Source organism: Streptomyces daqingensis, assembly GCF_014645895.1.
Lineage (GTDB): Bacteria > Actinomycetota > Actinomycetes > Streptomycetales > Streptomycetaceae > Streptomyces > Streptomyces daqingensis.
In genome coordinates, this window is the sequence record NZ_BMMP01000006.1 from 48,683 (window position 1) to 70,419 (window position 21,737).

The window sequence follows — 21,737 nt, forward strand, 5'->3', positions numbered from 1 at the left end:
AGGAGTGCCCCCCATGCCGCTCACGCCGTCACCGTCAGCCGGACCGCGCAGACGGTCGATGCTGACCGGGACGCTGAGCGCCCTGGGCCCCCTCGCAGCGCTGGGCGCGGCTTCGGGATGCACGGACGGCTCCGGCAGTGAGGACGAGGCGCAGACCGCCCGCAGGGAGCAGCGTCTGCGGAAGAAGGCGGCCGGGCAGAGCCGCGCGCTGGCGGCGCGCTACGAGGCGACGATCGACGCGCACTCCGGGCTCGCGGACCGGCTCCGTCCCCTGCACGCGGCGGCCCTCCGGCACGCCGAGGTCCTCGCGGGCAAGAAGGACGCCGGGCGCGGGAAGGACGGCGCGGCAGGCGACGGCAGCACCGAGGGCGGTGACGGCAAGGGCGCCGCCGTACCCCGTAAGGAGAAGGCGGCGCTGGCCGCGCTGGGAGACGCGGAGCGGCGCACGGCGGCCGAGCGGAACGCGGCGCTCGCGGAGGCGCCGCCCGAACTCGCGCGTCTGCTGGCGTCGGTGGCCGCCGCGGGCGCTGTCCACGCGTACCTGCTGGGAGCCGGCGAGCAGGACGGGGAGGACGAGGGCGAATGAAGAAGCTGGTCGACGCAGTGCAGGCGGCGCTCGCCGCGGAACACGCGACCGTCTACGGCTACGGCGTCGTGGGCGGGCGCATCTCGGAGGACCGGCGGGACGAAGCCCGTCAGGCGCACGACGCGCACCGGGCGCGGCGGGACGCACTGCGCCGCGAGGCGCGCGACCTGGGCGCCGAGCCGGAGGCGGCGGCCGCCGCGTACGCTCTGCCGTTCGCGGTGCCCGACAGTGCCGCGGCCGTACGTCTCGCCGCGGAGCTGGAGGACCGGCTGGCCGGCGCGTACGCGGATCTCGTACGGGCCGGTGAGGGCGCCCGCAGGCGCGAGGCCGCGGGCGCGCTGCGCGAGGCGGCGGTCCGGTCGGCGCGGTGGCGGGGCAGCGGCGTAGCCTTCCCTGGTCTCACCGAGCACTCCGACGGCGAGGACGCCGACCCCTCGGGCTCACCGGCGGAGAGCGCGACGTCAGATCCGCTCTGACCGTCCGCAGCCGCCGAGGTGCCGGTGACGGAACGTTTCGACCACCGCTTCGAAAGGCCGACCTCGCCGTATGCCTTCTGCACTGCCTCTCGACCCCCCGCAGCGGCTTGTGCGCTCCCTCCGCTCGCAGCACGGCCACGCCGGCGAGCAGACGGGAAAGGCCGGTGACCAGTGGCTCGACGGACTCTCCGCGCTGCTGGAACAGGTGCTCGACCGCTGGGAGCTGACGCCGGAGCGGATCGTCTCGCCTGGGGGCAGGAGCAGCCTCGTGGTGCTCGTGCGGCAGGCCGACGGCTCCCCCGCCGCGCTGAAGCTGCTCGCTCCGTACCTGGCCGGTGCACGGGAGCGCGCGGAGCGCGAGTGCGCCGCCCTGCGGCTGTGGGACGGCGGAGGAGCCGTGCGCCTGCTGCGTGCGGACGCCGAGGACGGTGCGCTGCTGCTGGAGCGGCTGCACGGGGAGACGTCCCTCCGCTCCATGCCGGAGGCGAAGGCCATGCTGGAGGCGGCTTCGGCCGTGCGCCGGCTGTGGGTGGCCCCCAGGGACGGGGCGGGTCCCGAGAGCATGGGGGCCGGGGCACCGGACGGTGCTGCCGCGCTCGCCACGCTCGCCGAGCACACCGCTGCCGGCAGCGCTCTGCTCCGCTCGTCCGCCCCGGAGGACGTCCGCCCGCTCCGGGACGAGGCGCTGGAGCTGCGGGAGGGACTGCTGGCCGACCAGCCGGAAGAGGTGCTGCTGCACGGCGACTTCCGTCAGGGGGCCGTGCTCGCGTCGGACGCCGGGCGCGCTCCGTGGCTGGCGGCGGGTCCCGATCCGCTGCTGGGGGAGCGCACGTTCGACCTGGCGCGGCTCGTACGGGACAGGCTGCACGACCTCGTCGCCTCTCCAGGTGCCGCCGCGGCTACCCGCCGGCGTCTGAACAAGCTCGCCGACGGCCTGGAGGTGGACCGCGAGCGCCTGCGCGGGTGGGCGCTCTACCGGGCCGTCGAGTCGGGCGTACGGCACATGAACAGCGGACAGCGCGAGGACGGGGAGTTGCTGCTGGAGTTCGCCGGGTGGCTCTGACGGCCGCCCGTGGAACCGGGCGGGGCCGCCTGGGCCGAAGTGGAGCCGCCTTCAGAGCACGATGGCGCCGGTGAGGAGCGCGGCGGCCGTCATGACGATCGTCGTGCCGAAGGCCCATCCGAAGATGAAGCGCTGGTGCTCCCCGAGCTGGACGCCCGTCATGCCGACCAGGATGAACGTCGAGGCCGTGAGCGGGCTGAGGGGGAAGCCCGTGGTCATCTGGCCGAGGATGGCGGCCCTGGCGATCTCGGCCCGTCCCGTGCCGAATCCTCCTGCCGTCTCGGAGAGGACGGGGAGGACGCCGAAGTAGTAGGCGTCGGGGGTGAGGGCGAGGCTGAGCGGCATTCCCGTGACGGCGACGACGCCCGGCAGGTGCCCGCCGAGGGACGGAGGGATGACCGAGACGAGGGCCTTCGCCATCTCGTCGATCATCTTGGTCTCGGTCAGTACGCCGGTGAGGACGCCCGCGGCGAAGATCATGGTGGTGACCAGGACGACGTTCTTACCGTGCCGGTCGAGCAGCGCCTGCTGGTCCTCCCACCTGGGGTGGTTGACGAGGAGGGCGACGGCGAAGCCGATGACGAACAGCACCTCCAGCGGCATGACTTGGAGGACCAGGGCGACCAGCAGCGTCAGCGTGAGCACCAGGTTGAAGACCGTCAGCCAGGTGCGGGGGCGCCCGCCGACGGCGAGCGAGACGGGCTCCTCCTCCGCTTCGGGGGCGGCCCTCCGGGGCTGCGCGCCCGGCTCGCCCGCCTCGTTGACGGGCTCGGCGGTCGTACCGGACGGCGCCGCGACCGTCCCGTCCGCCGCCTTCTCCGCGTCCGCACCGGGCAGTGCGGCGAGGGTGCCCAGGCGCTTCCGCTCGCGCCTGCCGATGAGGTACGAGGCGAGCAGCACCCATGCGATACCGCAGCCCATGGCGGGAAGCACCGGCAGGAAGACCTCGGAGGTGTCCAGCTTGAGCGCTGCCGCTGCCCGTACCGTCGGTCCGCCCCAGGGGATCATGTTCATCACGCCGGCCCCCAGGCAGATGATTCCGCTGAGCACCAGGGGGCGCATGCCGAGCCGCCGGTAGACGGGCAGCAGCGCGGAGACCGTGATGAGGAACGTGGACGCTCCGTCGCCGTCGAGGGCCACGCACATGGTGAGCACGGCCGTGCCCATGCATATTCGCAGCGGATCACGGCGGCCGAAGCGGAGGATGCCGCGGATGAGCGGGTCGAAGAGGCCGGCGTCGACCATGAGGCTGAAGAAGAGGTAGGCGAAGGCGATCATGATGCCGGTGGGGGCCACCGTCGTCAGGCCCTCGAGGATCATGTCGCCGAGCTGCCCCGCGAATCCCCCCGCCACAGCCGCGAGCACGGGCAGCAGCACCAGGGCGACGAGGACGGACAGCCGCCTGGTCATGGTGAGCACCAGGAAGAGCCCGATCGTGGTGAATCCCAGCGCTGCCAGCATGGTCTCTCGCTCTCGTCTGTCGTGGCGGCCGGCGGCGTACGTGGTGGGGGTGCTGCCGCATTGCCCGGCAGTGTCGAAGGCACATCGGATCGCTGTCCAGCATCGAACTGGGATTCATCTATGCGAGATGTGCATCAGTGCGTCAGGGAAGCACCTATGATCCGCGGTCATGGATGCCACCCTCCGGCAGTTGTCCGCCTTCGCGGCCGTCGCCCGGGCGGCGAGCTTCACTGCCGCGGCCGCCGAACTGCACGTCTCCCAGTCGTCGTTGAGCCGCGCCGTCGCCGATCTCGAGCGGCTCCTCGGCGCGCAGCTTCTCGAACGGGACACCCGGAACGTGCAGCTGACCGCGGCAGGTGTGGAAGCGCTGCGCATCGCCGACCAGATCGTCAACGCCCACCGGGCGGGGATGAAGGAGCTGCAACGCTTCCTGCTCGGGGAATCGGGAACCGTCGCGGTGGCGACCCTCCCCTCCGTCGCGGCCGTGCTGCTGCCGCGGGTGATCTCGGGTTTCCGCCGGGAGCGTCCCCAGGTCGCCATGCGGATCATGGACGGCCTCGAGCGCTCCGTACTGGACCGGGTGCTGGCGGGCGACGCCGACTTCGCGATCACCACCTTCGGCGAGACCTCGGGCCAGTTGGAGCACCGGCCGCTGGCGCGGGACCGGTTCGTCGCCGTCCTGCCGCCGGAGCACACACTCGCCGGGCAGGACGAGGTCTCCTGGGAGGAGCTGGCCGCGCACCCCTACCTCGCGGTCGGCCGGGACTCCAGCGTGCGGCGGCTGGCGGACGCCGCGTTCGCGCAGATCGACGCCCCGGTCGCCCCCTCGGCGGAGGCCGGGAACGTGGCGACCGTCGGCGGACTCGTGGCAGCGGGCCTGGGCGTCTCCGCGATGCCGGCGCTCGTCCTGCCCCTCCTCGGGTCCGGACCGTTCGTCTCGCGTCCGCTGGTGAGGCCCGTCGTCCACCGCCGGCTCGACGTCGTGATGCGCGCGAGGCGCACGGTGCCGCTGGCCGCGCACCGGTTCCTGGAGACGCTCGACGGGCTCCGCGAGGAAGGCGGGCAGCTGCCCGAGGGCGTCAGATGGGCGTGACGGACCCACACGGCGATCGTTCATGCGAAAAGCGCATCGATTGATGGTCCTTTCTTGCTGGACAGTCATTTCTCCCCTCGGAGACGCTGAGGCCGGAGCCTGAAGTCCCGTTCCGCGGCCACGAGCGGCGCGGGCGCAGCCTGAGCGGACCGAGCAAGGGAGAGACCGCCGTGCCGAAGGACCACCCCGCCGGCGCCGGAAGCGGGCAGCTGTCCGGCCTGAAAGTGGTCGAGTTCGCCCATGTCGTCGCCGGGCCGCTGGCCGGCTCGATGCTCGCCGACCAGGGTGCGGACGTCGTCCACGTCGAGCCGCCCGGCACGGGGGACGCGGCCCGCTCGATGGGTCCCCGGCGTGAGGGCGTCCCCCTGTGGTTCAAGGTGGCGGGACGCAACAAGCGGTCCGTCACCCTCGATCTCCGCCAGGACCAAGGACGTGAACTCGCACACCGGCTCGTCGCCTGGGCGGACGTCGTGATCGTCACCTTCCGCCCCGGGCGGCTGCGCGAGTGGGGGCTGGACTGGGAAGGGGTCCACCGTCTGAACCCCAAGGCCGTGATGCTGCAGATCTCGGGCTACGGAGCGACCTCCTCGCAGGCCGACCAGCCGGGTTTCGGGAAGATGGGCGAGGCCCGCAGCGGAGTCGTGCACCTCACGGGCTTCCCCGACGGGCCGCCGGTGCACACGGGCTTCTCCCACGGGGACGCGGTCAACGGGCTGATGGGGGCGTACGCGGTCCTGGCGGCGCTCCACCGCAAGGCGAACGACCCCGGCTTCGACGGCGAGTGGATCGACCTCGCGCTCTTCGAACCGCTCTTCCGGCTCGTCGAGTGGCAGGTCATCGTCCACGATCAGCTCGGAACGGTGCCGCAGCGCTCGGGCAACCAGCTTGCGATCGCACCGGCGGCCGTGATCAACACGTACCGGTCCATGGACGGCCAGTGGATCACTGTCACGTCGGCGACGCTGCGGTCCGTGCTGAACGTCGTACGCCTGCTCGGGCTGCCGGAGGAGGAGTTCGCCACGGTCGAACAGCAGCAGGCCGGGCGCGGACGCCTGGACGACGCACTGCGCGCGTGGGTCTCGGAGAGGCCGACGGCCGTCTGCCTGGAGGAGTTCGAACGCTGCGAGGTGGTGGCCTCCCGGGTGTTCGACGCCGCGGACATCGCGCAGGACCCGGTGTACGCCGAACGCGAGGACATCGTCACCGTCGACGACCCGCAGCTCGGCCCGGTGCGGATGCAGGCCGTCATCCCGCACTTCCGGCAGCAGCCCGGAAAGGTGTGGCGCACGGGTCCGGACCTGGGCCAGGACAACCGCCTCGTCTACCAGCAGTGGCTCGGTCTCGACGACGAGCGGCTGGCCGAACTGGAGCAGCAGGGTGTCGTCTGACAGCAGCGCCGCCGGCCGTACGGGCGCCGGAGGAACCAGCCGTCTCCCCCTGCGCTCCCTGCTGTTCGTGCCGGGCAACCGGACGGAGTGGCTGGCCAAGGCCGAGGCCGCGGGAGCCGACGCGGCGATTCTCGACCTCGAGGACGCCGTACCGGAGCAGGACAAGGCGGCAGCCTGCGCCGAAGTGGGCGAAGCCGTCGCCGCGCGGGGCGCGCACGCCGAAGACGCGGGGCGCATGGCCCTGTTCGTGCGCGTCAACGCCCTGGAGAGCTGGGCCGCGGCCGAAGCGCTCCGCACCGTCGCGGGCCCCGGTCTCGCGGGCGTCCTCCTGCCCAAGGTGCGGGACAAGGAAGACGTCCGGTTCGCGGACCGGCTGCTGGGCTGGTGCGAACGCGAAGAGGGCCTCGCGCCCGGCAGCGTCTCCCTGGTCCCGCTGCTGGAGAGCGCCGCGTCGCTGCGCAGCGCGTACGAGATCGGCTCGGCGGCCTCCCGCGTCGCCTACCTCGGCGCGCTCACCGGCGCCGGAGGGGACGTCGAACGCGCCGTCGGCTACCAGTGGAGCCCGGAGGGGCTGGAGACCCTCGCGCTGCGCTCACGCGTGCTGCTGGACGTCCGGGCCTCGGGCGCCCCCCATCCGGTGGCCGGCCTGTGGACGCGGATCGACGACCTCGACGGGCTGCGCCGCTTCGCGGAGCAGAACCGCTCCCTCGGCTACACGGGGATGATGGCCATCCACCCCTCGCACGTCCCCGTCGTCAACGACGTCTTCTCCCCCGGTGCGGCCGAACTCGACCGCTGCAGGCGACTGGTGGCCGCCGTGCGGGAGGCGCAGAGCAAGGGCAGGGGTGCCGTGGCCTTCGAAGGGCAGATGGTCGACGAGGCCATGGCGGCGACGGCTCAGCAGACGCTCGACCTGGAGCGGCGGAGGGCGCGGGCCGCCTCTGCGTGACCCTGCGCCGGCGCCGCGTCCGCCTGGCGCCGGGCTGTCGCGCGCTGCTCGCACGCCGACGGCCCGGCAGGGACCTGCCGGGCCGGGGCCTTCCGCGGCGGTGCGCCGCCGTCAGCCGTGGGAGAGCCGCGCGACCGCGTCCGCGATGGGCAGCTCCTCGCGCTCTCCGGTACGGCGGTCCTTCACCTCGACGAGGCCGTCCTTCGCTCCACGGCCCACGATGAGGATCGTGGGAACGCCGAGCAGTTCGGCGTCCGTGAACTTCACGCCCGGTGAGACGCCCGTGCGGTCGTCGACCAGCACACGCGTGCCGGCGGCACCGAGCTGTTCGGCGACCTCCAGGGCGAGTTCGGTCTGCATCGCCTTGCCCGCAGCGACGACGTGGACGTCGGCCGGCGCGATCTCACGCGGCCAGCACAGCCCCTGCTCGTCGGCTGTCTGCTCGGCGAGCGCTGCGACGGCGCGCGTCACACCGATGCCGTAGGAACCCATCGTCACGCGGGTGGGCTTGCCGTTCTGGCCGAGCACGTCGAGCTCGAAGGCATCGGCGTACTTGCGGCCGAGCTGGAAGATGTGGCCGATTTCGATCGCCCTGCCGAGCTCGATGCCCGCACCGCAGGACGGGCAGGGGTCGCCCGGCTCCACGACGACCACGTCCACGTAGTCGTCCACCTCGAAGTCGCGGCCGCACACGACGTGCCGTGCGTGCTTGTCCGCCTTGTTGGCGCCGGTGATCCACTCGGTGCCGGGGGCGACGCGCGGATCTGCGATGTAGCGGAAGGCCTTGCCGGCCATGCCGTTCTGCGGGCCGACGTAACCGCGGACGAGGTCGGGCCTGCCGACGAAGTCCTCCGCGGTGACCAACTCGACCTCGGCGGGGGCGAGATGCTCGGCGAGCTTGCCCATGTCCACTTCGCGGTTGCCCGGCACGCCCACAGCGACGATCTCGCCGTCGACCTTCACCAGCAGGTTCTTCAGCGTGGCGGAGGCCGGGACGCCGAGGTGCTCGGCGAGCGTCTCGATCGTCGGGGTGTCCGGGGTGTCCAGCTCCTCCGTGTCCGGGTGGTCCGCGGACGGCGCGGGCACGACGGCGACCGACAGCGCCTCGGTGTTCGCGGCGAAGCCGCAGGACGGGCACTGCGCGTAGGTGTCCTCACCGGCGGCGGCCGGGGCGAGGAACTCCTCCGACGCGGAACCGCCCATGGCGCCGCTGACGGCGGAGACGATCCGGTAGTCGAGACCGAGGCGCTCGAAGATCCGCGTGTACGCCTCCCGCTGCTGCCGGTAGGACTCGGCGAGGCCCTCGTCGCTGAGGTCGAAGGAGTAGGCGTCCTTCATCGTGAACTCGCGGCCGCGGAGGATGCCCGAGCGGGGCCGTGCCTCGTCCCGGTACTTCGTCTGGATCTGGTACAGCGTGACGGGCAGGTCCTTGTAGGACGAGCACTGGTCCTTGACGACCTGGGTGAAGATCTCCTCGTGCGTGGGACCGAGCAGATAGTCCGCGCCCTTGCGGTCCTTGAGGCGGAAGAGGAGGTCGCCGTACTCGTCGTAGCGCCCCGAGACCTCGTACGGCTCCTTGGGGAGCAGCGCCGGGAGGAGCACCTCCTGGGCGCCCGCGGCGTCCATCTCCTCGCGCACGACCCGCGTGACGTTCTCCAGGACCTGGAGCCCGAGGGGCAACCACGTCCAGATGCCCGCGGCCGTGCGGCGCACGTAACCCGCGCGCACCAGCAGCTTGTGGCTGACGGTCTCGGCGTCGGCCGGGTCGTCGCGCAGTGTCTTCAGCATCGACCGGGACAAACGCTGGACTCGGGCTGCCATGGAATTCTCCGTGCGGTGGTTGAAGTGACTGGGCAGAGCCTATCCGGCGCCGCACACGCCAAGGAAATGCGTTCCTCACCGCCGCCTGAGCGGCAGCCACGCCCCCATCACGGCGTACGGGCTGGGGGCGCTGGGGAAGTGGACCTCGCGCGCGAGGTCCCCGTAGCCGAGCCGGTGGTAGAGGGCGCGGGCGGGGCTGTCGGTGTCGATGGCGGAGAGCAGCGAGCGTGGTTCGTCCGCTCCGTCGGTGAGCAGGGTGATCAGGCGGCGCCCGATGCCGCGCTGCTGGTAGAGCGGGTGCACGTGGAGTTCGGTGATGACGAACGCGTCGTCCAGCCAGGCCTCGTGGCCCGCCGCGCGCAGGTACCCGGAGACGACCGAGGACCACCAGTGCGTGCGGTCGTTCGGCATCCCGTACACGAAACCCACCAGCCGCCCCTCGTCCGACCAGGCGCCGAGGGCGCGCGCCCCCGGCGAGCGCAGATGCCGCAGCACGATGTGGCGCCGTACGGCGATCTCGTCGTCACCGAGCCCGAACGCGACCGCCTGCACCGCCAGCGCCTCGTCCACGTGTGCTTCGAGGTCCAGGGGACCGATGACGGCCCCGCGGGGGTCCTGGGGCTCAGATCCCCCGGCAGAATGCAGCATGCCGGGAGGCTACAGGCGGCAGGGGCCCGAACGGCCCGGTCCGGGTGCACCAGCCGGTGCGGGCGTCAGAACAGCACGCTCATGAAGGCGCCCACTTCACGGAAGCCCACTCTCCGGTAGGTCGCACGGGCCGTCTCGTTGAAGTCGTTGACGTAGAGGCTCGCCAGCGGAGCGACCTCGTTGAGGGCGTAGCGCAGGACTGCCGCCATGCCGCTCTCCGAGAGGCCCTTGCCGCGGTGCGCGGGAGCCACCCAGACGCCCTGGATCTGGCAGGCGTGGGGGGTGGCGGCGCCGATCTCGGCCTTGAAGACGACCTCGCCGTTCTCGACTCGGGCGAACGAGCGGCCCGAACCGACGAGTTCGGCGACGCGGGACTGGTAGACGAGGCCGCCGTCCCCCGCGAGCGGGGAGACCCCGACCTCCTCGGTGAACATCGCCACGCAGGCGGGCAGCACCAGGTCCATCTCGTCCTTGCGGATACGGCGCACCAGCGGATCGGGCCGCACGTCGTGCGGTACCTCCTCCGTCACCATCAGCGGCTGACGGCGGCGCACGTCCCGGGCCGGGCCCCAATGCGGCTCCAGGTACGACCAGAGAGCGGCGGTCGGCTCGGCGGGACCGACGATGGACGAGCAGCGCCGGCCCTGCCGCCGGGCCCGCTCGGCGAAGGCGCGTACCGCTTCGGGACCGGCGCACAGCGGCACGAGGTTCGCGCCGGCGTAGCAGAGCGACTTCAAACGCCCCCGCTGGTACCAGCCCCACATCTCGCCGCCGAGGCGCACCGCGTCGAGGCCGGCGGCGTGGACCCGGGAGGCGATGAAGGCGTTGTTGACCGGCTCACGGGCGAGCAGGGCGAGGACGTCGTCGAGCTCGGCGGGGTCGACGACCCTGGTGGATGTGGTGGTCAACAAGGTGTCTGCTGCCTCACCGGGACGGCCCCGAGGGCTCGGGGATGGGGAGAGGGGACGTTCTCCGAGCCTACCCCGGGTGAGCGGCACACCTGCCGGACGGATCCGGCCCCTCCCCGGGGCCTCGCGCCGCGCCGTGACCCGGGCCCTGCCGGTCAGCCGCCGACCGCGACCTGGGGCTCGCCGGAGGCCACTCCGTCCTTCTCCATCTTCTCGGCGATCTTCATCGCCTCGTCGATGAGCGTCTCGACGATCTTGGACTCGGGGACGGTCTTGATGACCTCGCCCTTGACGAAGATCTGGCCCTTGCCGTTGCCGGAGGCGACGCCGAGGTCCGCTTCGCGCGCCTCGCCGGGCCCGTTGACCACGCAGCCCATGACGGCGACCCGCAGCGGGACTTCCATGCCCTCCAGGCCCGCGGTGACCTCGTCGGCCAGCTTGTAGACGTCCACCTGGGCGCGGCCGCAGGACGGGCAGGAGACGATCTCCAGGCGGCGCTGCCGGAGCCCGAGGGACTCCAGGATCTGGATGCCGACCTTGCACTCCTCGGCCGGCGGCGCGGAGAGCGAGACGCGGATGGTGTCGCCGATGCCCTCGGAGAGCAGCGCGCCGAAGGCGACTGCGGACTTGATCGTGCCCTGGAAGGCCGGGCCCGCCTCGGTGACGCCCAGGTGCAGCGGATAGTCGCACTGCGCGGCGAGCTGCCGGTAGGCGTTGATCATCACGACGGGGTCGTTGTGCTTGACCGAGATCTTGATGTCGCGGAAGCCGTGCTCCTCGAAGAGGGAGCACTCCCACAGCGCCGACTCGACGAGCGCCTCGGGCGTCGCCTTGCCGTACTTCTGCAGCAGCCGCTTGTCGAGGGAACCGGCGTTGACGCCGATGCGGATGGGCGTCCCGGCCGCGGAGGCGGCGTTCGCGATCTCCCGGACCTTGTCGTCGAACTGCTTGATGTTGCCGGGGTTCACGCGCACCGCGGCGCAGCCGGCGTCGATCGCGGCGAAGACGTACTTCGGTTGGAAGTGGATGTCGGCGATGACGGGGATCTGCGACTTGCGCGCGATCGTGGCGAGCGCGTCCGCGTCGTCCTGCGTGGGACAGGCCACGCGGACGATCTGACAGCCGGACGCGGTCAGTTCGGCGATCTGCTGGAGCGTCGCGCCCACATCCGAGGTGCGCGTCGTGGTCATCGACTGGACGGACACCGGTGCGTCGCCGCCCACGGCCACCGGGCCGACCTGGATCTTGCGGCTAATGCGGCGGTCGACGAGTTTGGTCGGTACGTCCGGCATTCCGAGCGAAATCGCTGTCGCTGTCATCAGGCGTGCAACCCCAAGGTGTGGATCGAGAAGTCCCGATAGATCGACGGGCTCCGGCTCCTGAGATTACGGCACCTTCACCCGTACGAGCACATCCGCGGAACGTATTCCCCCAAAGCAGGGCACCCGGGTACGAATGCCGCCCGGGTGCTCCTGTGTCCGTCCTCGTCCGGCCGCCCGCCGGACGTACTACCCCGCGAGTCTCACGGGGTTCACCACGTCCGCGACCAGGACGAGCAGCGTGAAGCAGATGAAGATCCCGGCGACCACGTACGCGACGGGCATCAGCTTCGCCACGTCGAACGGGCCCGGGTCGGGGCGCCGGAAGACCTTCGCGAAGGCCCGCCGCACCGACTCCCACAGCGCGCCCGCGATGTGGCCGCCGTCCAGCGGCAGCAGCGGCAGCATGTTGAAGAGGAAGAGCGAGAGGTTGAAGCCGGCGACGAGGAAGAGCATCGTCGCCACCCGCTGCGTCGGCGGGATGTCGAGCGAGAACACCTCACCGCCGACGCGGGCCGCGCCCACGACGCCCATCGGGGAGTCCTGCTTGCGCTCAGCGCCGTCGAACGCCGCGTTCCACAGGTCGGGGACCTTGGACGGCAGCGCGATGAGCGCCTGCACGCCGGAGGCCATCATGTCGCCCATGCGGTCGACGGACTGCGGGAACGACTGCTGGACGACGCCGCTGGCCGGCGTGAAGCCCAGGAAGCCGGCGGTGACGTATTCGCCTTCGACGTAGCTGCCGCGTCCGTCGGACTTGGCCACCTTGTTCGAGATCAGATCCGCCTTCAGCGTCTTGCGGGCGCCGTCCCTCTCGACCGTGATGGTGGCGGGGCCCGTCGTGTCGCGGATCTGCTGCTGCAGGGTCTCCCACTGCGTGACGCGCTTGCCGTCGAAGGCGACGATCTTGTCGCCCGGCAGCATGCCGGCCGCCTTGGCGGGCGAGTCCTTGGCGCCGGCGGGGCACTTGTCGCTCTTGGCAGACGCGGGGATCACGCACTTGGAGACCGAGGAGACCGTGGTGGTCTGGGTGTTGATGCCGAAGGACATCAGCACCACGAGGAAGATTACGACGGCCAGGATCAGGTTCATGAAGGGCCCGGCGAACATCACGATGACGCGCTTCCAGGGGGCGCGCGTGTAGAAGAGCCGCTTCTCGTCGCCGGGCTTCAGCTCCTCGAAGGCCGCGGCCCGCGCGTCCTCGATCATGCCCCGGAACGGGGACGTCGACCGCGCGCGGAGGGCGCCGTCCTCCCCCGGCGGGAACATGCCGATCATGCGGATGTAGCCGCCGAGCGGCACGGCCTTCACGCCGTACTCGGTCTCTCCCCTGCGCCGGGAGAAGATCGTCGGCCCGAAGCCCACCATGTACTGCGGCACGCGGATGCCGAACATCTTCGCGGTGGAGAGGTGCCCCAGTTCGTGCCAGGCGATGGAGAAGAGCAGACCGACGATGAAGACGACTATGCCGAGAATCGTCATGAGGGTCGTCATGCGCGGGCCTCCGCTGCTGCCGTCGCCAGTTCACGGGCGCGCCGACGCGCCCAGGTCTCCGCGTCGAGGACGTCGGCGAGCGTCAACGCGGTTGCGCGTGGCGTCCCGTGCTCCTCGACCACAGCGGCAACCGTATCCACGATGCCCGAGAACGGCAGCCTTCCTTCCAAGAACGCTTGCACGCACTCTTCGTTCGCGGCGTTGTAGACCGCCGGCGCGGTACCGCCCGAGCGCCCCACCTGGAAGGCGAGCGGCACCGCCGGGAAGGCCTCGGCGTCGAGCGGGAAGAACTCCCACGACATCGCCCGCGACCAGTCGAAGACCGGTCCGGCGTCGGGGACGCGGTGGGGCCATCCGATGCCCAGCGCGATCGGCAGGCGCATGTCCGGCGGGCCGCACTGCGCGACGGTCGAACCGTCCATGTACTCCACCATCGAGTGAACGGCCGACTGCGGGTGGACAACGACCTCGATGCGGTCGAAGGGGACGTCGTAGAGCAGATGGGCCTCGATGACCTCCAGACCCTTGTTGACCAGCGTCGCCGAGTTGACGGTGATCACCGGGCCCATGTCCCAGGTGGGGTGGGCGAGGGCCTCCTGCGGAGTGACGCCGGCGAGCTCCGCCTTCGACCGCCCGCGGAAGGGGCCCCCGGACGCGGTGACGAGCAGCTTGCGCACCTCGGCGTGGGTGCCGCTCATCAGCGCCTGGAAGAGCGCCGAGTGCTCGGAGTCCACCGGGACGATCTGACCGGGCCGGGCGAGCGCCTTGACCAGCGGGCCCCCGACGATCAGCGACTCCTTGTTGGCGAGCGCCAGCATCCGCCCGGCCTCCAGGGCGGCCAGGGTCGGGGCGAGGCCGATGGAGCCCGTGATCCCGTTCAGCACCGTGTGGCAATCGCTCGCGGCGAGCTCGGCGGCGGCGTCGGGGCCCGCCAGTACCTCCGGGATCGGCTCCCCCGGCCCGTACTCCGCGCGGAGCGCCTCGCGCAGCTGACCGACCATGTCCTCCCGCGCCACCGCGACCGTACGCACCTGCAGTCTGTGCGCCTGCCCGGCCAGGAGCTTCACCCGGCCGCCCGCGGCGGAGAGTCCGGTCACGCGGAAACGGCCTGGATTGCTCAGTACGACGTCGACTGCCTGCGTGCCGATGGAGCCGGTCGAACCGAGGATCACGATGTCGCGTGGGCCTGCCAGCACGTCCACGTCCGTGGGACCGGGGCGCAGGTGCGGGTCGGCGAGGGATTCCGTCATGGCCCCATTCTGACGGCACTCGGAGACGGGAGAGTCACCGCCCGTGGCAGCACGCGCACATCAGGCACGCCCGCCGGGACGGCGCGGGCGCCCGGCACCGGGTCGCTCAGTGCCGGACGCCCGCCCTCGCCTCGCTTCTCGCGCCCCTCAGCGGATGCGGCGGTGCACGTTCTCCTTCTTCGACGGCCCCGGGGCGGCCTCCGAGATCCACGGGCCCTCGGTCGAGGCGTCGACGACGCCCTCCTCCAGCCAGGTGTACGCGCCGTCGAGGATGTTGCGTACGACCTTGCGGTCCAGGTCGTCCGTGTTGTTCCAGAGCCGCCCGAACAGTTCCTCGACCCGGACGCGCGACTGCCTGCAGAAGGCGTCAGCGAGCTGGTACGCGGCCTTGCCGTCCTCGATCGAGCTGCTCAGCGCGTCCCGGCGCGCCTTCTCCGCACGCACGCAGACGGCGCTCATCGCGAACAGCTCGGCGCCGATGTCCACGATCCGGCCGAGGAAGCCCTGCTTGGTCTCCATCCGGCCCTGCCAGCGGGACATGGCGTAGAAGGTCGAGCGGGCCAGCTTGCGCGACGTGCGCTCCACGTACCGCAGGTGTTCGGCGAGCTGCCCGAAGTCGGCGTACGCGCCCGGGAGCTGGCCGGTACCCGCGACGAGCTTCGGCAGCCAGCGGGCGTAGAAGCCGCCGGCGGCGACCGCCGCGCGCCCCTTGTCGGACAGGGTCTTGTCCGGGTCGATGAGATCACCGGCGACGGACAGGTGCGCGTCGACCGCTTCCCGCGCGATGAGGAGATGCATGATCTCCGTCGAGCCCTCGAAGATGCGGTTGATCCGCAGGTCCCGCAGCAGCTGCTCAGCGGGAACGCCCCGCTCGCCCCGGGCCGCGAGGGACTCGGCCGTCTCGAAGCCGCGTCCGCCGCGGATCTGCACCAGCTCGTCGGCCATCTGCCACGCCATCTCGCTGCCGTAGAGCTTCGCGAGCGCGGCCTCGATGCGGATGTCGTTGCGCTCCTCGTCGGCCATCTGACCGCAGAGGTCGACCACGGCCTCCAGCGCGTACGTCGTCGCCGCGATGAACGACATCTTGCTGCCCACGGCCTCGTGCCTGGCGACGGGACGGCCCCACTGCACGCGTGCCTCGCCCCACTCGCGGGCGATCTTCAGACACCACTTGCCGGCGCCCACGCAGGTGGCGGGCAGCGAGAGGCGTCCCGTGTTCAGCGTGGTCAGGGCGATCTTGAGCCCTTCGCCCTCCTTGCCGATGCGGTTGGCAGCGGGGACGCGCACCTGGTGGAGGCGGGTGACGCCGTTCTCCAGGCCCCGCAGGCCCATGAAGGTGTTGCGGTTCTCGACGGTGATGCCCTCCGAGTCGCCCTCCACGACGAAGGCGGTGATGCCGCCCCGGTGTCCGTCCGACTTAGGGACGCGGGCCATGACCACGAGGAGGTCGGCGACGACGCCGTTCGTCGTCCACAGCTTCACGCCGTCGAGGACGTAGTCGTCGCCCTCCGGCACGGCCGTGGTGGCGAGCCGCGCGGGGTCGGAGCCGACGTCCGGCTCCGTGAGGAGGAAGGCCGAGATGTCGGTGCGGGCGCAGCGGGGCAGGAACGTGTCCTTCTGCTCCTTGGTGCCGAACATCTTCAGCGGCTGCGGCACCCCGATGGACTGGTGCGCGGACAGGAGCGCTCCGACGGCGGGGCTCGCGCTGCTGACCAGCGCCAGCGCCTTGTTGTAGTAGACCTGCGTGAGGCCGAGCCCGCCGTACTCGGTGCCGACCTTCATGCCCAGGGCGCCCAGGTCCTTCAGCCCGGCGATCACCTCGTCGGGAATGCGGTCCTCACGCTCGATCCGCGCGCCGTCCACGGACGTCTCGCAGAAGTCGCGGAGCTTGGCCAGGAAGTCCTCGCCGCGCCGTACGTCTTCGGCCGGCGGTTCGGGATGGGGGTGGATCAGGTCCAGCCGGAAGCGGCCCAGGAACATCTCCTTGGCGAAGCTGGGCTTGCGCCAGTCCTGTTCACGTGCGGCCTCGGCTACTTCTCGGGCTTCGCGCTCGGAGACAGTCATCTCACTCATCTCGCCGCGGGGGTGGGGACAGTGTTCGCCGTGCACTACCGGACGGTGCTACTCGCTCGTATGTACCCGATTCCTCCGATGCCTACCAGACTCGGCGCACCTGTCCCCCGGGGCATCCGCACGCGACCGCCCTCGCGTCGCCCTGTCAGGGCACCACCCGGAAGTGAGTGGTCAGCCGCAGCTCGTCGTCGAGGACGTGGTAGGCGAGCATCGGCGGCAGCGCGTAGTCGAGAGGCCCGTGGTCCTCGCCCTCCCACGGCATCCGCAGGCTGGAGACGACACCCGGAGCGGCGACGAGCGGAAGCCCGGCGAACGAGGTCACGGCAGGGGTGTGGCTGTGCCCGCACAGCAACGCCGCGACGTGAGCGTGGCGTGCGACGACGGCGGCGAGGCGCTCCTCGCCGTACTGCCGGATCGGATCGACGTACTGCCCGTGCAGCGGGAGCGGCGGATGGTGGAAGCACACGAAGGCGGGCCTGTCCTTCGGCGCACGGGCGAGAGCGTCGTCGAGCCAGGCGAGGGTGGCGTCGCCGAGGTAGCCCTCCCCGCGTCCCGGAACGCTGCTGTCGCACATCGCGAAGACCGCCCCCGGGAGCACGTGCAACTGGTCCACCGGCGACGTGTCGTCAGGGTCTCCCCCGAGCAGAGCGGCGCGGTAGGGTCCGCGCGCGTCGTGGTTGCCGGGACAGTGCAGCAGAGCGTGACGCGAACCGCTGAGGAGCTTCGCCGCCTCCTCGTACTCCCCGGGCGTCCCATGGTCGGTGACGTCGCCGGTGAGGATCACCGCGTCCAGCTCTCCGGGGAGGGCGTCGAGGAAGCGGAGCACCCGCTCCGTGCGCTCGCGCGCGCGGGCGCCCCCGTCATCGCGGTCCTGCCCGACATGCGTGTCGCTGATGTGCGCGAAGACGAACAACTGCTCGCTCCTTCCGCCGGCCGGGGGCCGGACGTCGATGCCCGCGCTGCTGGTGGGGACGCGTCGCCCTCGCGCGGGCCGGCTGCGGGGTCTTCACCGGGTGCGTCATCTGGTAGGACAGAGGGATGCAGGCCGAACCCAGCGAAGACGCTGTAGATCTCTTCCTTGCCGCATTCAACGCTTCGAGCCCGGCCTATGTGACGGAACTGCTCGCTAGTGCCGTGACGTCCGACATCGTCTTCTGGGGCCCGCTGGGACGCAGCGTCGGCGTCGAGGCCGTGGAGAACTTCATCACCGAACTCCGCGCCCATCCCGAAGGGCCCGGCACCGTGACCCGTACGACTGTCGTGGACGCCCCCGGCGAGTGGGCGCGCTACAGCTGGAGCTACCACAACGAGGCAGGGCGCCTGCTTCTCACCGGCACCGACATGGTGCACCTGCGGGACGGCCGCATCGATCAGATGGTCGTCTTCGCGGGGGACCTCGCCGCGATCTGAGCGGTCCGAGCACGGCAGACAGTGCAGGCAGGCGGATGCCGGCGGCGCCCCCACGCGCCGCCGGCATCCACGTACTCAGTTCGGTCCGTCCAGGAGTGCCGCCTGTCAGAGCTCCAGACCGGTCAGCACCATGACGCGCTCGTACGTGTAGTCCTCCATCGCGAAGCGCACGCCCTCGCGGCCCACACCGGACTGCTTGGCGCCCCCGTAGGGCATCTGGTCGGCGCGGTAGGACGGCACGTCGCCGACGACCACGCCGCCCATCTCCAGAGCGCGGTGTGCCCGGAACGCCGCCTGGATGTCGTGCGTGAACAGACCCGCCTGGAGGCCGTACTTGGAGTCGTTGGCCGCCGCGAAGGCCTCCGCCTCACCGTCCACCCTGGTGAACGACATCACCGGGCCGAAGGCCTCCTCGCAGCCGAGCTGCGTGTCCGCCGGGACGTTCTCCAGCACGGTCGGCGCATAGGTGGCGCCGTCGCGCTCGCCGCCCGTCAGCAGCTTCGCTCCCTTCGAGACCGCCTCGTCGACCCAGGACTCCACCCGCTTCGCGGCGTCCTCGCTGACCAGCGGGCCCACGTCCGTCGCGGGGTCGGACGGGTCCCCGGTGCGCAGGGCCTCGACCGCGGTGACGACCTTCGGCACCAGCCGGTCGTAGACGGAGGCGTCGGCGATGACGCGCTGCACCGAGATGCAGGACTGCCCGCCCTGGTAGTTGGAGAAGGTCGCGATGCGCTGCGCCGCCCAGTCGAGGTCGGCCTCGGAGTCGAAGTCGCCCAGCACGATCGCCGCCCCGTTGCCGCCGAGTTCGAGCGTGACGCGCTTGCGGGGGGCGGAGTCGAGGATCGACCAGCCGACGGGCGCGGAGCCGGTGAAGGAGATGATCGGCAGCCGCTCGTCCTGGACCAGCTCCGGCATGCGGTCGTTCGGCACGGGCAGCACGGACCACGAACCGGCAGGAAGATCGGTCTCCGCCAGGAGCTCTCCGATCAGCAGACCGGACAGCGGTGTCGCGGGCGCCGGCTTGAGGATGATCGGCGTCCCCACCGCGAGCGCGGGCGCGACCTTGTGGGCGCAGAGGTTGAGGGGGAAGTTGAAGGGGGCGATGCCCAGCACGGGACCGTAGGGGAAGCGCCGCGTGTAGGCGAGCCGTCCGACTCCGCCCGCGTCGGAGTCCAGACGCTGGGCCTCCCCCCCGTTGAAGCGGCGGGCCTCGTCGGCGGCCCAGCGGAAGACCGAAACGCACCGGCCGACCTCTCCGCGCGCCCACTTCATGGGCTTGCCGTTCTCCGCGGAGATCAGCGTGGCGATCTCCTCCGCCCGCTCCTTCAGGCGCTCCACGACGTGGTCGAGGGCGGCGGCCCGTACGTGCGCGGGCGTCGCGGAGAACTCGTCGGCCACGGCGGCAGCGGCTGACACGGCCTCCTCGACCTGGTCGGCGGTGGGAAGGCTGATGCTTCCCACGAGCCGCCCGTCCCAGGGGGAGGTGACATCGAGCGTGTCGCTGCCGGTGGCCTTGCGGCCGGCGAGCCAGAACGCTTGCGGGGAAGTCGCTGTCGTCACTGCGGGGCCGCCCTTCCGGAAGGGGTGGATGTCGTGAACGGGAAGAGCGACGGTGCCGGACCGGCGTCCGGCGCCACGGGGCACCTGTTGCCCTCCCCTGCCCAACGGTAGGGGCTGGGGGAAGGGGCGCTTCTTGTCCGGCGCGGCAGACTTCGGACGGGGCGCACGCCGTATTGGCACGGGCACGGTGGTGGCGCCGTCTGCTCCGTGGCGATGCGGGCGGTACGGGGAGCTCACGGGTGTTCGCGCAGGGGCGAACGGGGAGGGGGCGCGCGGGCGCGACGGCGCGGCGGGGGCTGCGTCGGAGTGGAACGGGTCGCGTAAGGCCGGTGCCGTGGCGCGACGGCGCGGCGGGCCTGGTGGGCATGGTGCGGGACGGGTGGTCACCAGGGGGCGTCAGGAGCAGTCGGCGTGGGGGACGTACGGCAGTACGGCGTCAGCCCGTGGCCTTCAGCGCGAGCCACAGCTCCATGCGCACGTCCGGGTCGTCGAGCGACCGGCCGAGGATCTCCTCGACGCGGCGCATCCGGTAGCGCAGGGTGTGCCGGTGCACGCCCAGATCGGCGGCGGCCGCGTCCCACTGTCCGTGCCGGGAGAGCCAGGCACGGAGCGAAGCCACCAGATCGCCCCTGCCGTTCGCGTCGTGATCGCGCAGCGAGCGCAGCAAGCCGTCGGCGAAGGCCCGTACAGCGTCGTCCGCGAGCAGGGGGAGGACGGACCCCGCCGCCACGTCCTCGTGCTCGACGAACGGAGCGCCGCGCCGGCGGGCGACCGAGAGCGCCTGGTCGGCCTGCTTGAAGGCGACCGCCGCGGCGGCGAGCCCGGCGGGCGCCGAGACGCCGATGAAGAGTGCGTCCTCCGCTGCCGCGCCCGCGCCGTTGTGGTGCGGCCCGCCACACGCGCCGGACGCCTCCAGCGCCTTGGCGAAGGACGACGCGTACTGCGCGCAGGCGGCGAACGCCGATCCCCCGTCGGAAGCGAGCACCACGAGGCGGTTGCCGTCCGGCACGACGAGCACGGCCTCGCCGCTGCGGGACGCGGCTGTCTCCGCGAGATCCGCGAGCTGGTCGAGAGGGCGGGTCAAGTCGTCCGGGACGCCGTCCGGAGTGGGGACCCGCACGGAGGAGGCCTCGGTGACGGTGACGACGGGCAGCCGGACCCCCGAGCCGCCTGACGCACCCTCGCCGGAGCCGCCCGATCCGGCGGAGGCGGACCCGCCGGACCCCGAGCCGGCGCCCGCCGCTCCCGCGGCGGCCGCGCTGCCGCGTCCTCGCACGGCGGAGGCGGACGCGGGCTCCGCCACCAGGACGCGCATGGGGGCGTCCAGCAGTCCGCCGTAGAGGTTTCCGGCCACCGCGCGAGCGTGGTCCGGCTCGCCGGAGAGCAGCATCCTCATCACCGCGGCGCCGAGCCGCTGTTCGCCCTCCTGCAGAGCCCGCGAACGCTCCATCGTGAGCGTCAGCAGTGCGACCGCGGAGTGCACGGCGTAGCGCTCCGCTGTGCCGAGCGGCGCCGCCGTCCCGACGGCCAGCACGGCCCGCGCGCGGCGTCCGCCGCCGATCGACTGGAGCTCGACACGGTCGTCGCCCTCCTCGGCTCCGCTGACGACGGCGCTCGCGGGCGCGGGTCTGTCCCGCAGCCGCTCGGCGTCGCCGACGAACCGCGCGGCGCGACGCAGGGCCCAGTTCGGCGCCGTCGCGACCATGGCCCCCGAGGCGTCGTACAGCGCGGCCCAACCCGCCACCTGCGAGGCGAGCTTGGCCAGCAGAGCCGAGGGACCCTCATGGGAGAGCGCCGCCCTGGTCATCTCCCGCTGCGCGTCGAAGCCGGCGGTGACCGCGCGGTACTGCTCGGCGGCGATGGCCGCCGAGACGGCCTTGCTGATCGCGATGAAGGGGGTGCGCCGCGGCACTTCGAGCAGCGGGAGGTCCGCTTCGCGGCAGGCGTCCACGAGCGCGTCGGGCACCTTCTCGTAGTTGACGCCGGCGGCGAATCCGAGGCCCACGACGCCCTTTCCGGCCAGCCGCCGCACGTACTCCCGCATGGCGTCCGCGTCCTCGGCGTCCAGCTTCAGCGCCGTGACGAGCAGGAGTTCGCCACCCTCCAGATAGGGCGTGGGATCGGCCAGTTCGCTCGCGTGCGCCCAGCGTACGGAGGTGTCCAGCCGGTCCTGCCCGGTGAGCACCGCCAGCCGCAGTGCGGAGTGCTGAACGAGCGAGGCGAGTGTCGGTGGCATAA

At 71.9% G+C, this 21,737-nt stretch carries 18 protein-coding genes; 7 read left to right on the forward strand and 11 right to left on the reverse strand.

Features of this window, described 5'->3' with window-relative positions:
* The first annotated feature begins 13 nt into the window (after positions 1-13).
* The 3 genes from IEY56_RS10360 to IEY56_RS10370 all read left to right on the forward strand — a co-directional run bounded on the left by IEY56_RS10360 (position 14) and on the right by IEY56_RS10370 (position 2,125).
* Entirely contained in the window at positions 14-586 is a 573-nt protein-coding gene (locus IEY56_RS10360) for a hypothetical protein (RefSeq protein ID WP_229711773.1), read from the forward strand.
* The gene (locus IEY56_RS10365) at positions 583-1,062 is read left to right on the forward strand and encodes a ferritin-like domain-containing protein (RefSeq protein ID WP_189036849.1); all 480 of its coding nucleotides are present in this window, start codon (positions 583-585) and stop codon (positions 1,060-1,062) included. Before IEY56_RS10360 ends, IEY56_RS10365 begins: the two co-directional genes overlap by 4 nt.
* 70 nt (positions 1,063-1,132) lie before the next feature.
* A complete protein-coding gene (locus IEY56_RS10370) occupies positions 1,133-2,125 on the forward strand; it encodes an aminoglycoside phosphotransferase family protein (RefSeq protein WP_189036850.1) in 993 nt (330 codons plus the stop codon).
* A gap of 51 nt (positions 2,126-2,176) precedes the next feature.
* On the opposite strand, the gene IEY56_RS10375 is transcribed toward IEY56_RS10370, so the two are convergent.
* Complete coding sequence (locus IEY56_RS10375; RefSeq protein ID WP_189036851.1) at positions 2,177-3,586, reverse strand: CitMHS family transporter; 1,410 nt, start codon at positions 3,584-3,586, stop codon at positions 2,177-2,179.
* Positions 3,587-3,755: 169 nt separating this feature from the next.
* Here IEY56_RS10375 and IEY56_RS10380 point away from each other — a divergent pair, with 169 nt between their 5' ends.
* The 3 genes from IEY56_RS10380 to IEY56_RS10390 all read left to right on the forward strand — a co-directional run bounded on the left by IEY56_RS10380 (position 3,756) and on the right by IEY56_RS10390 (position 7,016).
* On the forward strand, positions 3,756-4,679 hold the full coding sequence (locus tag IEY56_RS10380) for a LysR family transcriptional regulator (RefSeq protein ID WP_189036852.1): 924 nt from the start codon (positions 3,756-3,758) through the stop codon (positions 4,677-4,679).
* A 170-nt stretch (positions 4,680-4,849) separates the two neighbouring features.
* On the forward strand, positions 4,850-6,067 hold the full coding sequence (locus IEY56_RS10385) for a CaiB/BaiF CoA transferase family protein (RefSeq protein WP_189036853.1): 1,218 nt from the start codon (positions 4,850-4,852) through the stop codon (positions 6,065-6,067).
* A complete protein-coding gene (locus tag IEY56_RS10390; RefSeq protein ID WP_189036854.1) occupies positions 6,057-7,016 on the forward strand; it encodes an HpcH/HpaI aldolase/citrate lyase family protein in 960 nt (319 codons plus the stop codon). The genes IEY56_RS10385 and IEY56_RS10390 overlap by 11 nt, the downstream gene beginning before the upstream one ends.
* Positions 7,017-7,127: 111 nt before the next feature.
* Here IEY56_RS10390 and IEY56_RS10395 read toward each other — a convergent pair whose 3' ends face one another.
* From IEY56_RS10395 to IEY56_RS10430, 8 genes are all read right to left on the reverse strand, one after another.
* Positions 7,128-8,837, reverse strand: coding sequence for a proline--tRNA ligase (locus IEY56_RS10395; protein ID WP_189036855.1), 1,710 nt, complete (start codon positions 8,835-8,837; stop codon positions 7,128-7,130).
* Between the two features lie 75 nt (positions 8,838-8,912).
* Complete coding sequence (locus IEY56_RS10400) at positions 8,913-9,485, reverse strand: GNAT family N-acetyltransferase (RefSeq protein ID WP_189036856.1); 573 nt, start codon at positions 9,483-9,485, stop codon at positions 8,913-8,915.
* A gap of 65 nt (positions 9,486-9,550) precedes the next feature.
* Positions 9,551-10,396: a GNAT family N-acetyltransferase gene (locus IEY56_RS10405; protein ID WP_189036857.1), complete on the reverse strand. Its 846-nt coding sequence runs from the start codon at positions 10,394-10,396 to the stop codon at positions 9,551-9,553.
* 152 nt (positions 10,397-10,548) lie between these two features.
* Complete coding sequence (gene ispG, locus IEY56_RS10410; RefSeq protein WP_229711774.1) at positions 10,549-11,712, reverse strand: flavodoxin-dependent (E)-4-hydroxy-3-methylbut-2-enyl-diphosphate synthase; 1,164 nt, start codon at positions 11,710-11,712, stop codon at positions 10,549-10,551.
* Positions 11,713-11,901: 189 nt separating this feature from the next.
* On the reverse strand, positions 11,902-13,206 hold the full coding sequence (locus IEY56_RS10415; RefSeq protein ID WP_189036858.1) for a M50 family metallopeptidase: 1,305 nt from the start codon (positions 13,204-13,206) through the stop codon (positions 11,902-11,904).
* Positions 13,203-14,456, reverse strand: a complete 1,254-nt coding sequence (gene dxr / locus IEY56_RS10420; RefSeq protein WP_189036859.1) for a 1-deoxy-D-xylulose-5-phosphate reductoisomerase — start codon at positions 14,454-14,456, stop codon at positions 13,203-13,205. The genes IEY56_RS10415 and dxr overlap by 4 nt, the downstream gene beginning before the upstream one ends.
* 147 nt (positions 14,457-14,603) lie before the next feature.
* Positions 14,604-16,520, reverse strand: coding sequence for an acyl-CoA dehydrogenase family protein (locus tag IEY56_RS10425; RefSeq protein WP_189036860.1), 1,917 nt, complete (start codon positions 16,518-16,520; stop codon positions 14,604-14,606).
* A gap of 154 nt (positions 16,521-16,674) precedes the next feature.
* The gene (locus tag IEY56_RS10430; RefSeq protein ID WP_189036861.1) at positions 16,675-17,442 is read right to left on the reverse strand and encodes a metallophosphoesterase; all 768 of its coding nucleotides are present in this window, start codon (positions 17,440-17,442) and stop codon (positions 16,675-16,677) included.
* 125 nt (positions 17,443-17,567) lie between these two features.
* On the opposite strand from IEY56_RS10430, the gene IEY56_RS10435 reads away from it, so the two are divergent.
* Positions 17,568-17,939, forward strand: coding sequence for a nuclear transport factor 2 family protein (locus tag IEY56_RS10435; protein WP_189036862.1), 372 nt, complete (start codon positions 17,568-17,570; stop codon positions 17,937-17,939).
* 105 nt (positions 17,940-18,044) lie between these two features.
* On the opposite strand, the gene IEY56_RS10440 is transcribed toward IEY56_RS10435, so the two are convergent.
* Together IEY56_RS10440 and IEY56_RS10445 are read right to left on the reverse strand one after the other, a co-directional pair.
* Positions 18,045-19,499 carry an aldehyde dehydrogenase family protein gene (locus tag IEY56_RS10440; RefSeq protein ID WP_189036863.1) on the reverse strand — a complete coding sequence of 485 codons (1,455 nt, stop codon included), beginning with the start codon at positions 19,497-19,499 and terminating at the stop codon, positions 18,045-18,047.
* 436 nt (positions 19,500-19,935) lie between these two features.
* Positions 19,936-21,735, reverse strand: a complete 1,800-nt coding sequence (locus tag IEY56_RS10445) for a PucR family transcriptional regulator (protein ID WP_189036864.1) — start codon at positions 21,733-21,735, stop codon at positions 19,936-19,938.
* Between the last annotated feature and the right edge of the window lie 2 nt (positions 21,736-21,737).